This window comes from Microbispora corallina, from assembly GCF_016863035.1.
In the GTDB taxonomy this organism is placed as follows: Bacteria; Actinomycetota; Actinomycetes; order Streptosporangiales; family Streptosporangiaceae; genus Microbispora; species Microbispora corallina.
The window spans coordinates 60,864-73,556 of record NZ_BOOC01000035.1; the positions used below are offsets into that span (position 1 = coordinate 60,864).

General features: G+C 69.8%; 11 protein-coding genes. 3 read left to right on the forward strand and 8 right to left on the reverse strand.

What is annotated here, in order from left to right; translation table 11 throughout:
* Window positions 1–54: 54 nt before the first annotated feature.
* Window positions 55–918: an AraC family transcriptional regulator gene (locus Mco01_RS30295; protein WP_204060277.1), complete on the reverse strand. Its 864-nt coding sequence runs from the start codon at window positions 916–918 to the stop codon at window positions 55–57.
* 94 nt (window positions 919–1,012) lie between these two features.
* Here Mco01_RS30295 and Mco01_RS30300 point away from each other — a divergent pair, with 94 nt between their 5' ends.
* Window positions 1,013–1,996, forward strand: a complete 984-nt coding sequence (locus Mco01_RS30300) for a LacI family DNA-binding transcriptional regulator (RefSeq protein ID WP_204060278.1) — start codon at window positions 1,013–1,015, stop codon at window positions 1,994–1,996.
* A gap of 76 nt (window positions 1,997–2,072) precedes the next feature.
* Here Mco01_RS30300 and Mco01_RS30305 read toward each other — a convergent pair whose 3' ends face one another.
* The 7 genes from Mco01_RS30305 to Mco01_RS30335 form a co-directional block, all read right to left on the reverse strand.
* The gene (locus tag Mco01_RS30305) at window positions 2,073–3,026 is read right to left on the reverse strand and encodes a zinc-binding dehydrogenase (RefSeq protein ID WP_204060279.1); all 954 of its coding nucleotides are present in this window, start codon (window positions 3,024–3,026) and stop codon (window positions 2,073–2,075) included.
* The gene (locus Mco01_RS30310) at window positions 3,023–5,017 is read right to left on the reverse strand and encodes a type 1 glutamine amidotransferase family protein (protein WP_204060280.1); all 1,995 of its coding nucleotides are present in this window, start codon (window positions 5,015–5,017) and stop codon (window positions 3,023–3,025) included. Before Mco01_RS30310 ends, Mco01_RS30305 begins: the two co-directional genes overlap by 4 nt.
* Before the next feature lie 105 nt (window positions 5,018–5,122).
* Window positions 5,123–6,040 carry a sugar phosphate isomerase/epimerase family protein gene (locus Mco01_RS30315; protein ID WP_204060281.1) on the reverse strand — a complete coding sequence of 306 codons (918 nt, stop codon included), beginning with the start codon at window positions 6,038–6,040 and terminating at the stop codon, window positions 5,123–5,125.
* Between the two features lie 10 nt (window positions 6,041–6,050).
* A complete protein-coding gene (locus tag Mco01_RS30320; RefSeq protein ID WP_204060282.1) occupies window positions 6,051–6,809 on the reverse strand; it encodes a phytanoyl-CoA dioxygenase family protein in 759 nt (252 codons plus the stop codon).
* Window positions 6,810–6,953: 144 nt separating this feature from the next.
* A complete protein-coding gene (locus Mco01_RS30325) occupies window positions 6,954–8,027 on the reverse strand; it encodes a Gfo/Idh/MocA family protein (protein ID WP_204060283.1) in 1,074 nt (357 codons plus the stop codon).
* 360 nt (window positions 8,028–8,387) lie between these two features.
* Window positions 8,388–9,290: a nucleoside hydrolase gene (locus tag Mco01_RS30330; protein ID WP_204060284.1), complete on the reverse strand. Its 903-nt coding sequence runs from the start codon at window positions 9,288–9,290 to the stop codon at window positions 8,388–8,390.
* Window positions 9,275–9,943, reverse strand: a complete 669-nt coding sequence (locus Mco01_RS30335) for a ThuA domain-containing protein (RefSeq protein WP_204060285.1) — start codon at window positions 9,941–9,943, stop codon at window positions 9,275–9,277. Before Mco01_RS30335 ends, Mco01_RS30330 begins: the two co-directional genes overlap by 16 nt.
* Window positions 9,944–10,313: 370 nt before the next feature.
* Here Mco01_RS30335 and Mco01_RS30340 point away from each other — a divergent pair, with 370 nt between their 5' ends.
* Together Mco01_RS30340 and Mco01_RS30345 are read left to right on the forward strand one after the other, a co-directional pair.
* Window positions 10,314–10,925, forward strand: coding sequence for a hypothetical protein (locus Mco01_RS30340; protein WP_204060286.1), 612 nt, complete (start codon window positions 10,314–10,316; stop codon window positions 10,923–10,925).
* Window positions 10,926–11,101: 176 nt separating this feature from the next.
* Window positions 11,102–12,313 carry an amidohydrolase family protein gene (locus Mco01_RS30345; protein ID WP_204060287.1) on the forward strand — a complete coding sequence of 404 codons (1,212 nt, stop codon included), beginning with the start codon at window positions 11,102–11,104 and terminating at the stop codon, window positions 12,311–12,313.
* The last annotated feature ends 380 nt before the right edge of the window (window positions 12,314–12,693 follow it).

Here is a 12,693-nt window from a genome sequence, read left to right on the forward strand (position 1 = left end):
CGGGCAGTCTCGCCAAGAGTCGGGCGTTTTGTCAATGGATTCGGGTGGCGTGCGTCACATTGTGACGGCCCCGAGACCCCCGGAAGCGCCGCCGCCCGTCCGCCTCCAGCGGCCCGATGGAGCGCTGCCGTACCGGCGCCGGTAGGCACGGCCGAAGTGCGAGAGCGTGTTGAACCCGGCGGCGTGACACACCTCGGTCACGGACAACGAGGTCGACGCGAGCAGGGAACGAGCGAACCGCAGACGGCGCTCCTGCAGGTAGACCTGGAAGGACGAGCCGGTGTACTCCCGGAACCGTTCGCTGAAGTAGTTCGGCGACAGGTGCGCCCGCCGGGCTGCGTCGGCGAGCGAGATCGGCTCGCGAAAGTGCCGGTCGACGTAGCGGACCGCGGCCCGCAGTTCGTCGGCCATGCCTGGACGGTGGTCGGCGGCCGCCGCCTCGGCCGGTTGGCGCTGCGCCAGCTCGACCACAAGGCACCCCACGAGCGCCTCGATCATCCGCGCGCCGCCCAGCCGTGGCTCCTCGACCTCGGCCTGGAGCCGGAGCAGGTCGACCTCCGCCGTGAGGAAGTCGTCGGCGTGCCACGGGAGGTCACCGGCCGAAGACGGCCCCAGGCCGGCGAGCTGCCGCTCCATGAGCCCCGGGTCGATGACCGTGTTGTAGCAGCAGAGCGGCTCGTGACCGACCGGCTGGATGGCGTGGAAGTCCGCGGGCGACAGCAGGAAGGCACTCCCCCGGCCGATCGGCCGCGCGACGCCGTTCACCACGTGCTCAGCCTCGCCCGAGACCACCAGGCACAGCTCGTAGTAGTCGTGCCAGTGCACGTCGACGGTGTGGAGCCGTGGGCGCAGCACCCGCGCGCCGACGTCGGGAAGGAGCAGCGACTCGGTGCTGAACCGCTCAACCAGGTCGGTCATGGACGACCCGCTCCATCAAATCGTTTTGCCTCAGGGTTCCAGTAGAATACCCGCCATGTCGAGGAGCGAGGCTGCGTCCAGCCAACACTCTCGTGTGACAATCGCGCAGGTCGCCAGCCACGCCGGGGTGAGCCCCACGACCGTCTCCCACGTGTTGTCCGGCAAGCGCGCGGTCGGCGCGGCCACCCGGGGCACCGTGATGGACGCCATCCGCGAGCTCGGGTACCGGCCGAACATCGTGGCCCGCAACCTGCGGACCCGGCGATCGCACATGATCGCGGTCGTCGTCCCCGACATCACGAACCCGTTCTACGCCGTGCTCACCCGAGGCCTGGCGGACGCCGTCGACGCCGCGGGGCACGGGACGTACGTCTGCAACACCGACGGCCAGCACGACCGGGAGCGCAAGTTCTTCCAGGACGCCATGGACCGCGGAGTGGACGGCATCGTCTTCGCGTCCGGCGAGACCGCGTCGCAGGTCATGTTCGGGGAGGTCGACCAGCAGACTCCCATCATCTGCATCGGCGCCCAGCTCGACCATCCCCTCTGCGACGCGGTCATCCCTGACGATGAGACCGGCTCTCGCGCTGCCGGGTCCTTCCTGGCCTCGCGCGGCTACCAGCGGATCGCGATGATCCAGGGCCCGCCTCACTACGGCGTGTCGCGCACGGCGGGCTTCCGCTCGGCCATGCAGGCCGCGAAGCGGAAGGTCCCCGCCGAACTGATGGTGCGCGGCAACTGGACCCGCAAGGGGGGCTACGAGGCCATGAAGACGCTCATGGCGCTCAAGGTCCGGCCCGACGCCGTCTTCTGCGCGAACGACCTGATGGCGATCGGAGCGCTCGACGTGGCCCACGAGCTGGGACTGTCCGTCCCGCAGGACGTGGCCATCGTGGGCTTCGACGACGTCGACGCCGCCACCATCGTGACACCGCACCTGACCACGGTCCGCAACCCGGCGTACGAGGCCGGCGGCACAGCGGGCGACCTGCTGATGAGCCGGATGTCGGGCCGCTACACCGGTGCCGGACGGACCGTCGTGCTGCCCTGCCCGCTGATCGAGCGCGGCACCGCCTGAGAGACCGCCGGGGACCCCAGGCCCTGCTGCGCGGCGTGGGGTTCCCCTGCAGTCTCCGACCGGCGACCGGCCACGGTCACACGTCCGGGAACGTCACCACCGCCTTTACGAACCCGTCAGGCTTCTCGCGCAGGGTGGCGAAGGCAGTGTTGATCTCCTCGAGCGGGAAGCGGTGGCTGACGAGGCCGTCCATCGACAGCACGCCGCCGGAGAGGAGGCGCATGCCGGCCGACATGCCGCGCATGATCACCGCGAGGTCGCGGAAGTGGGCGTTGACGATCGTGAAGGCCATCCAGTTCCAGTAGGCCAGCGGAATGGTGCGGTCGGCGCCCTGGTGGAAGCCGACGAGCGCGATCGTGCCGCTCATCCGAGTGGTGTCACCGCACATCGTGAGCGCGCCCTGGGTGCCGGTGCACTCGAAGGTGACGTCGGCGCCGCGCCCATCGGTAAGGGACCGTACGACGTCGGGCAGCGACTCCTTCGTCACGTCGACGGTCCGCGTCGCGCCGAGCCGCGTGGCGCGCTCCAGGGCGTCGGCGCGCGTGTCCGCCACGATCAGGTGCCGCGGGCCGCGCAGAGCGGCGAGCCTCTGCACCAGGTTTCCCATGAACCCGGCCCCGATGACGACCACGTCGTCGCCCAGGCGGGCGCCGGCGGCCTCGACGGCGTTGAGGGAGCAGGCGATCGGCTCCGCGAGCGCCTCGTCGAGCGGGCCGTCGCCCGCCGGGAAGCAGTACGCCGCGGGCACGGCGACGTACTCCGCGAAGCCGCGTTCGGTGACCCAGACGCCGACCCGGTCGCCGACCGCCGGTGCCGTCACCTCGGCGCCGACCTCGGCGACCACGCCGCTGACCTCGTGGCCCGGGTACCGGACCTCCCCCGCCGGCGGACCGATCAGCCACGGCTCGAGATCCGACGCGCACACGCCCGAGACCCCGACGCGGACCAGCACCTCGTCCGGCCTGATCGACGGGATCGGGGCCTCCTCCACCTCGAAGGTCTCGCGCCCGCGGAGCGCCGCGATCCTCACGGCAGTTCCCCGTCGTGGAAGACCACGATCGCGTAGACGCCGAGCGAGTCGAGACGTACGACGTGCGCACCGTCCTCGCGGACGGGCTTCAGCGGCGTTCGCGTCCCGTCGCTCGCCACCACGGTCGCGTGCTCGCGGGCTTCGGGCAGCCGCACCCGGAGCGGGACATCGGTGAGCGCGCGCACCGCGTCGGCAGCGGGGTCGTAGTCGTAGTTGACCAGGTGGAGCGCGTAGGAGCCGTCGGGCAGGTGCTGGATGTTGGCGGCGGCGGACACCGTGGTCTCGACCTGCCGCCCGTGCGGGAGCAACTCGTCGAGCACGGCGTGGCGCGCGGTGCGGACGTTCGGGTGCCGCGGGAGGGAGCGCGCCACCCGGTCGGTGACGACGACCGTCCCGCCGGCCGCGAGGTACCCCTCGATGGCGGCGGCCTGGCCCTCGGTCAGCGCGAAGACGTCCGGCAGGATCACGGTCGAGTACCGCAGCAGCGCCTCGGCGCTCGACCGGTCCGGTGCGGTGACGCCGTCCGGCCAGATCACCACGTCGTACGGCACCGCGGCGTCCGACAAGGTCTTCGTCACGACGCGGTACGGCACCACCACCGACTCGTCGCGCGCGTTGGTGCTGTTGTCACCGGCGTCCGCCTTGCCGATCAGCTCGCGTGTGCTCTCGACGCCGAAGACGACCGCGACCTCGTTGACCGTCCGGCGCGCGAACAGGTGCTCATGGCCGGCCAGGAACGCCTGGATCCCACTGGCCAGCTCGTGCGGCGCGTAGAACGCGTCCTCGATGACGCTGCCCATCCAGGAGCCGTAGGGCACCGACATGTTCGAGCCCATCGCCGCCGCCTCGAACGACGAGAGCCGGAACAGGTCGTACCCCTTGCCCTTCCCGAGCAGGTCGATCAGCTCCGGGACGACACCGCCGTACGGGTTCTCGACCACGACGACGTCCTTGTCGCCGGCGAACGCCGCGACGTACCGGTACCACTCCGGCTGGCGGTACGTCGTGTTCCGCATCTCCGTGATGACCAGGTCGACGTCGTCGGCGAGGGCGAGGTACATCGGCTCGAGGTTGAAGAAGTTGCCGGAGACGATGATCTCGCGGCCGCGCGACCGGGCGTAGTCGCGGGCGTAGTCGGCGAGCTCGGCGAAGTACTTCTTGATCGAGAGGCACTGGAAGGCGTAGTAGTCGCCGAACAGCGGCGTCGACTCGCGGTCCGACCTGAAGTCGTAGCCCTGCGCGAGCAACCAGTCGCCGTAGTGGAAGGTCTCCAGGTCGACCCCGTCGAGCGCGACGTCCACGGCGGAGGGCTTCAGCTCCTGGAGGTAGGCGCGGAAACCCTTCATGCAGTCCTTGCAGAAGCAGGCGCCGTACTGGAACGCGCCCATCGGCAGCTCGGCCTCGTCCAGCTGGATGCCGTCGACACCGGCGTCGACCTGGATCCTGATCACCGCCTTGAGGTACTCGCGCCAGACCGGGTTGTTGCGGTCCATGTAGAAGCACTGGTGCTCGCGATCCGGGCACTCCACCCAGTGCGCGTGGCAGGGCCGTCCGTCGATGTCGCGGGCCACGCACTCCTCGATCAGGTCGGTGACCGGGTCGCCGTCGGAGTTCACCAGTCCGCCGGGGAAGTAGTGCTCGACCGGCTTCCAGAGCTTCGGGTAGCGGTTGGACGAGAACTCGCGCAGCCCCATCCAGTCGCGCTTCCCCACGCCGCGCAGCTCGTTGACGGCGAGGACTGCGTCCTCCTGCTCGGTGAGTTCGACCGGGAACTCCCAGCCCTGGGCCTCGAAGACGATGCCCAGCACCTTGATGCCCCTCTCGTGGCAGGCGGCGATGAACTCGCTGTCGTTGACGAAGCCGTAGAAGCGCGAGCGGGCGTCGACCGGGCCGAACGCCTCCTGCTCGAGGTACGGCAGGGCCAGCGAGCCGCCGCCCATGGACGCCCACACCAGCACGGTGGCGCGGTAGTCGACGAGATCGTCGACCATTCTGAGACGGCGGGGCGGGAGACTCGGGTGGTAACAGTGCTGACGGGGAAACCAGGCATCGAAGTAGACACCGCGGTGCATGGACGGGCCCTCCTGGGCGGTCGATCAGATGTGGACGTGCGGGGCGAGGGTGCGGTGTGCGATGGTCAAGCCCTGGCGGACGCGGTCGGGGTCGCCGCTCCAGACCGGGTCCTCGTGCTCGACGGAGACGACGCCCTCGTACCCGTGCTGGTGGAGCGCGTCGATCAGACGCCGCCAGTCGACCTCGCCGAGGCCGGGGATGCGGTAGCGCCACCACCCGCTCACCCAGGGCTGCCTGTCGAGCACCTGCCCGAACACCCCGTACCTGTTGCGGGCGGCGGCATCCACCTCGACGTCCTTGGCCTGAACGTGCAGGATCCGGTCGGCGTGCGCCTCGAGCGCCGCCACCGGGTCGATGCCGAGCCAGACCAAATGCGAGGGGTCGTAGTTGAGCCACAGCCCGAGGTCGGCCATCCAGCCCCACAGCTCAGGGGAATACGCGAGGTTGGCCGGGTAGCCGTCGGGATGCCAGCCCTCCATCGGGCAGTTCTCGATCACAAGGCGTACGTCGCGGGCCGCGGCGTACTCGACCAGGGGCGGTAGCACCTGCTCGGCCAGCCTGAGGTTCTCGGTCGTCGTCAGCGTCACGTCGCGGCCGACGAAGGTGCCGACCAGGCGCACGCCGAGCAGCTGGGCGGCGTCGACGCATCGGCGCAGGTGCGCGTGCGTCGCCTCGCGAACCTCCCGGTCCTGGTGCAGGTTGTTCTCGTAGTACGCGACCGCCGACAGGGTCAGGCCGTGCCGGTCGAGGATCGACGTGACCCGGTCGGCGTCGGCCTGCCCGAACGCCTCGACGTCGAGGTGGCTGGCCTCCCAGTCGCGGCCGGGCCGGTCGGGCCAGGCCGCGACCTCGAGGGCGGCGTATCCGTTGCTGCCGGCCCACCGGGCGATGTCCTCGAGCGATTCGCCGGGCAGGCAGGCGGTCAGAAGTCCCAGTCTCATGAGCCGGGCCTCACGCGCGGGCGGGCGCGTTCGCGTAGTCGTTGCCGGCGAGGTCGACCCCTCTGGCCAGCCAGATCTTCCAGCCCTCGTTCTGCGGGACGTCCTGCATCTTCACGGAGCTCGGGAAGTACCGCATGGTGTAGCCGGTGCGACGTCTGGCACTGGTGTTGGCCCGGGCGCCGTGGATGATCCGGCCGTCGTGCATGGAGAACTCGCCGCGCTCCAACTCGAAGTAGACGGCCTTCGTCTCGTCCACACCGGCGAGCTCGGCGTGGAACGTCTGCTCGGTCATGTCCGTCGGCTGGTAGCTGTCGGAGAACCCGCCGTTCAGGTGGGAGCCGGGAATGACCCTCATGCAGCCGTTCTCCTTGAACGAGCCGTCCTCGAGAGCGAGCCAGATCGTGACGATGTTGTCGTAGTCGTCGAAGCGCCCCTCCCAGAACGCACTGTCCTCGTGCCACGGCGTCGCCCGGCCCGTGAAGGGGTCCTTCGAGATGAAGTGGCTCGACCAGAGGGCGATGTTGGGGCCGACCAGCGGCTCGATCCAGTCGAGAACCTCGTCGGAGAGCAGGTAGTCCAACAGGCGCTCGTCGCGGTAGTGCGGCGTGTCGAGCTCGTCGGAGAGCTTGTCGCCCTTGTCTCTGAGGTGCTCGTTGAAGATCTGCTCCAGTCGCGAGAGGCGATCCTCCGAAAGCAACTGGCGGCCGGGCAGCAGATAGCCGTTCTCGCGGAAGAACGCCACATCGGCGTCGGTCAGGGTCTCGGTCATCGCGTGTGGCACCTTTCCAGGTAGGAGGGGGGACTGGGCGAGGACGACGCTACGGCGACGTGACCGGGGGCCGCGACGCCTATCTTCGGGCGGGCTCGACCTATCTTCCGGAGGCCGCGCCGCCTGACATCGGCCAGGACGCGATCAGCCCTTGTCCAGGGCTCGGATGATGTCGACGAAGAGCTCCATGTCCTGCAGGTAGTCCTCCGGGGTCGTCTTGGGCGCCGCACCCGTGGTAACCGCCTCGTGGAAGTACTCGAGCTCGTAGGTGTAGGGGTCCTTGAGGTGCGGTCGCCGCACGGAGCGCTCGTAGGAGTCGCCGTCGGTGAGCTCCAGATGCAACGTCGTCGGGAAGTGCCGGACGTAAGGCGTGTCGTACTGCACCTTCATCGTGCCGCTCGCGCCGTACACCTCGATGTAGGTGTCGTAGCGCAGCTGATCGTCCACCCCCGTCTCATAGGTGACGACGAAGTCGCCGTAGTCGAGGAGAGCGACGACGTAGCCGCCGCTGCGCCACATCTTCGCCGCCGACACCTCCTTCGGGCGGCCGAGCAGCTCCCGCATGGCGGACAGATCGTGGCTGCCGAGGCCGCAGAGCAATCCGTAGGTCCACTCCAGCTCCTGGGGAACGTCGCCCAGCGCCTCCTTCACCAACGCCGACCGGCGCGCCCACTTCTCGTCGATCGCCTCCTGGGGGACGTCGTCGGGCCGGTCGACGTACGACGTCTGGTCGACGATCAGCCGGTTCTCGCCGATCACGTCGTGGACACGCGCGTAGCGGATCGGGCCGAGCTGGGGCAGCTTCTCGACCGCCTCGGTGAAGGCCGGTGCGAAACGCCGCATGTAGGCGACCATCACGGTCTTCCCCGACCGGTCACGCGCAGCGATGATCTCCTGAGCCTCGCGGGGGCTGAGGCACATCGGCTTCTCGACGAGCACGTCGAGCCCCGCCTCGAGCGCCGCCACCGTGCATTCCGCGTGGTACTCGTCGCTGTTCAGCACCAGCACACAGTCCAGGCCGCCGGCGGCGAGCATCTCGCGGAAGTCGGAGTAGCGGCGCTCGACCCGATGGCGATCGCCCAGACGCTCCAGCAGACCCGGCGAGATGTCGCAGATCGCCGCGAGCTCGTAGCGGTCGGGCAACGACTCGATGATGGGCAGGTGGATGACCTGGGCGACCTCGCCCAGTCCGATGACGCCGACGCGCAGCTTGCTCAACTCTGTACCTTTCGGTAGTGGGTGATCCGAAGGGCGACCGGTCAGCCGCCGGAGAAGAACGTGCCGTCGGACGACGCCGCAAGCGGCTCGATCGCCGCCAGGGAGCGCACGAATCGCCCGGGTGTCCGGGGCCCGTGCCCACGACGGACGACGGTCAGACCGCCATCGAGCAGGTCACGCAAATCGGTTTGGCAGGCAACGATAAGGGGGGCGGTGAAGGCGTCCCTGACACCGGCCGTGTCGACCGCCCCGCGTGCCCCCGAACCGGCGCCTCACCGCCCGCCGGGGTCTCGCCACGCCCTCGCGGCGTGCCGGCCCGGTGGACGTGGCCGACCGATCCCACGACGTCGACCGGGCGGCTCACGGCAGAGACTCCATCCGCTCGAGGAACAACTCCCGGAAGGCCGGTGCGTCCACCGCTGTCGCGATCCGGCAGTTGGGCTCGGGCGGGTCCTCCCACATCAGGAGGTCGGCCACCGCGACCCCGCGCGTGACGCGGCCGGCCGTTTCGACGGCGACGTACGCCTCGTTCCAGGTCACGAGATCCGGACGGGTGACCACCGCGACGGCGAGCGGGTCGTGCAGCGCGCAACTGCCCTGCTCGATCGCCTCTCGCGGCTTGACCCGCTCCTGGAAGTCGATCCAGGCCTCGGTGTGGCGTGCGGCGATCCGGCCGAACTCCCCTCCCGACGCCAGCGCTCGGGCGTCCTCGCGGCTCAGCCGCACCCGGCGGGTCACGTCGAGTCCGACGAACCGCAGGCGCGCGCCGCTCTCGCAGACCGCCTGGGCCGCCTCCGGGTCGCACCAGAAGTTGTACTCCCCGGGCATCGCCGCCACGTTCGTCTGCTCGAGGAACACCCCGCCCATGACGACGATCTCGCGGACCGCGCCGGCGACGTCCGGCGCGGCCGAGAGCGCGCCTGCGACGTTGGTCAGCGGTCCGATCGCGACGACGGTCAACTGCCCTGGCTCGGCGAGCACCCGGCGCGCGATCTCCTCGGCCGCGACGGCATCGACCGGGGCACCCTGAACCACGGGCACGTCGTCGCGGTCGAGCACCTCGAGCAGCTGACGAGTCAGCCGGGTCGAGGTCACGACGTCGCTGTTGCCGCCGACGGTTGTGACCATCTCCACCCGGAGGCCGGGGTCGGCCAGGGCCAGCGCGAGCGCGAACCCGTCGTCGATGTCCGACCCCGGTGCCCCCATGGCCAGGTCCGTGTCGAGGATGATCCGAATCGGCTCCCGGTTCAGCGACTCGCCCACAGCAGACCTCGCTCGGTCAGCGTCCGCACATCGGGGTGGTCGAGGTCTTCCAGCTTGTGGCCGATCGTCGAGACGAAGACCCTGCCCTTCCCCCATTGGCGGGTCCAGACGGCGGGGCAGGTCACCTCCTCGCGCCAGGGAGTCTCGTCACCCACGCCGAACGTGGTCGTGGCGAGCACGTCGTTCAACTCGTCGGTGAGCACCCAGTACTGCTCGGTGTTCAGCTCCCATCGGTCCAGGCCCTCGACGATCTGGTGCCCGCGCCTCTCCGGCACGACGGCCACCTCGTGCTCGACGAAGCCACCGGGGTGCGCGGCCCACTGCCCGCCCGTGAGATGGAGATAGTCGGGCGAGCCGCGGTAGGAGTCGCAGATGCCACCGTGCCAGCCGGCGAGACCGGTGCCGTTGGCGACCGCGGCGGACAGCCCGAGCACCTGTTCGTCGGTGGCGAGGCCCTGGGTGTAGCACTGCACGACGAGGTCGGTCGCGGCGAGTTTCTCGGCGTCGGCGTACACCTCGGGGCTCTCCTGCACCTCGACGGCGTAGCCATGCTCCTTGAGGAACGGGATGAACCTCTCCGTCGCCTCGACCGGGCTGTGCCCCTCCCAGCCGCCCCGGACGACCAGGGCTCTGCGGGTACGCCCACTGTCCATGCTTCTCCTCGGTGTAAGGGTCCCGCTTCGGAACTTTAGCCAATCGATTTGCAAACCGCCAGGGATCTGCCTGGCGACCTCGCTGTCCTGCTGGAACTCACAGAACCAGGCATCCGGCACCAGTACGAAGAACACACCGACGGACGGCGGCGTGACGCATGTCACACCTGGGCGATTCCTGCCCCAGCGCCGAGGATCAGCCGAACAAGCTCCAACGCGAGAAAGGCATCGGACCGCACGCTCGTCGCCTCGGCCTCGCGAACCGCCTCCCTCAGCGGGCAGGGACCAGAATCGGACGGCGCGGTCACGGGCGACATCCCGAATATTCCGTTCACATCGATCAGCTCACGTCGTCCGGCAGACTGTCGGCATGGGCGAGGACGAGAATGTGCCTGCGGACGTCGAGGCCCTCCTTCTCGATCGGGACACGCAGATCCGCGCCTCCGGGGACGAGTTGGCATGCCGCCAGGGCGCCTGGGCTGGTGGGGCGGAGGCCGCGGAGGGCCATCTGCGCCGCGTGGTCGCCGATCTGAATCGAGTTCCCGAACTGGTCGTTGAGCACGCGGAGTTCGGACACTACGGCTCCGGCTACGCGTCATTCGTCGACGTCTTCCTGACACGGCGAGATGGATCCGCCCGTCGCGTCGCTTCAGACGGCTATACGACGGTTGAAGGATTGTCAGTGGCGTTGTGCCGCCTCGCCCCGATCGCATGCATCCTGTCTCCTGGCGAGCGCTCCCATCACCCCGCCGGTCGCGGGTACCACTCCCTGCCAACGCTCGATGCCGTCACCGAAATGGTGATCCCCAGAGGGGAGGAAGGCTGCGAACAGATCTCCCGGGTCCTGGATCGACACGGCATCACTCTCGTCGGCCCTCGCCTCCTCAGCCGACCGGCCTTGCCACACCTGAAGATCGATACGAACCTCGGTGACGGGCCGCGCTATTCGATCTTTGATGTCTGGTTCCACTGGATGGATTGATGGCGCGACCGATCCATGGAATGCCGGAACGGCAGTCGCCCAGGCGGAGCGGAAAGCCGACCCAACGAGTAGGCGGACCGGCCTTCTGCGCTGTGTGAAAGTGGTGGGCGGCGAGCCTCGCGATTGAGTAGGCCCGTACTCATGCGCGGTCGGGCTCCGGCGCGCACAGTCGTGGCATGAACCTGGCTTCCCCCGATGTGGCTTCGGCCAAGCGATCGATACAGGCCATCCGGGCCGCTCGCCTGTTCGACGGCGACGAGACCGTGGTCGACGGCGACCCCACGGTGGTCGTCGAAGACGGCCGCATCGTGTCCGTGCGGCACGACGGCGCCGTCCCCTCCGGCGCCGAGCTGGTCGACCTGGGCGACGCGACGCTGCTGCCCGGGCTGGTCGACGCCCACGTGCATCTCGCGTTCGACGGGAGCGCCGACCCGGTCGGCGCGCTGGCCGCCCGCGACGACGCCCAGGTCCTCGAAGGTATGCGGGCCGCGGCCCGGACCGCGCTGGCCGCCGGCGTCACCACCGTGCGCGACCTGGGCGACCGCGGCTATCTCGGGCTGCGGTTACGCGAGGAGTTCGCCCACGACCCCGCGGCGGGCCCGCACCTGCTCACGGCCGGGCCGCCGATCACCGTCACCCGCGGCCACTGCTGGTACCTCGGCGGCGAGGCCGACGGCGTCGAGGGTGTGCGCGAGGCCGTCCGCGCTCACGCCGAGCGGGGAGTGGACGTCATCAAGATCATGGCGAGTGGCGGCGAGCTCACTCCCGGCACCCACTCCCATCTCTCCCAGTACGGACTCGACGAGTTGCGCGCAGCCGTGGCCGAGGCCCACCGGCTGGGCCTGCCGATAACCGCGCACGCGCACGGCGGACAGGCGGTCGCGGACGCGGTGGAGGCCGGCGTCGACTCCGTCGAGCACTGCTCGTTCTTCACCGAGGACGGCGTCGAGGCGATACCGGAGATCATCGAGAGGATAGCCCGCTCTGGAGTGGTCGTCTCGGCGACGCTCGGGGTGATCCCCGGAGGTGCGGTACCGCCGCGGATCGCCGCCAGGATGGCCGCGTTGACCGACCTGTTCGGGCAGATCAGGAAGGCCGGGGTCACCATCGTCTGCGGCACCGACGCCGGAATCGGCCCGCCGAAGCCGCACGACGTGCTGCCGCACGCGGTCGGCATGCTGGTCCGGATGCTCGGCTGGCCCCCGGCGGACGCCCTGCGGGCGGTCACCTCGCTCCCTGCCCGGCTGTGCCGCGTCGACCACCGCAAGGGACGCCTCGCGCCCGGCATGGACGCCGACATCCTCGCGGTGGCCGGCGACCCCCTGGCCGACCCGGCCGCGCTGCTCGACGTGCGGGCGGTGTTCCGGCTCGGTCACCGCGTCCGCTGAGGCTCCAGCAGCGCGGCGAGCGAGGTCGTCTGATTCGGAAGCTCGCGCCCAACCGCCTGTCCATCCCCTCTGCCGTCGAGCCCTATGGAGTACCTAGGAGCCAGAAGTCCAAGCGGACGGCGCCGATGCCGCAGGGGACGTGCGGCGAGGAGTTCTGCGGCGACGGAGACCGTGAGACCGACTGGTCAGACCTGCCCGGTCCCGCAGCCGGTCGCGTCCCCGTGTCGATCGCGGTGCGCCGGTTGTAGTCATATGACTGACGCCATGGAGGACCGGGGACGTCCAGACTTACGCAAGGGGCGAACACGACACCCACGGCCGGAGGTCCCGCCATCCGACGTCGGTGAAGCCACGCCTCCTGTCCCACCTTCATCGCGAAC

What these genes read in the sequence shown, in the direction of transcription:
- Mco01_RS30320 (WP_204060282.1), bottom strand. Translation starts at nt 6,809, where the DNA reads ATGACCGAGACCCTGACCGACGCCGATGTGGCGTTCTTCCGCGAGAAC.
- Mco01_RS30295 (WP_204060277.1), bottom strand. Translation starts at nt 918, where the DNA reads ATGACCGACCTGGTTGAGCGGTTCAGCACCGAGTCGCTGCTCCTTCCC.
- Mco01_RS30345 (WP_204060287.1), top strand. Translation starts at nt 11,102, where the DNA reads ATGAACCTGGCTTCCCCCGATGTGGCTTCGGCCAAGCGATCGATACAG.
- Mco01_RS30335 (WP_204060285.1), bottom strand. Translation starts at nt 9,943, where the DNA reads ATGGACAGTGGGCGTACCCGCAGAGCCCTGGTCGTCCGGGGCGGCTGG.
- Mco01_RS30310 (WP_204060280.1), bottom strand. Translation starts at nt 5,017, where the DNA reads ATGGTCGACGATCTCGTCGACTACCGCGCCACCGTGCTGGTGTGGGCG.
- Mco01_RS30315 (WP_204060281.1), bottom strand. Translation starts at nt 6,040, where the DNA reads ATGAGACTGGGACTTCTGACCGCCTGCCTGCCCGGCGAATCGCTCGAG.
- Mco01_RS30340 (WP_204060286.1), top strand. Translation starts at nt 10,314, where the DNA reads ATGGGCGAGGACGAGAATGTGCCTGCGGACGTCGAGGCCCTCCTTCTC.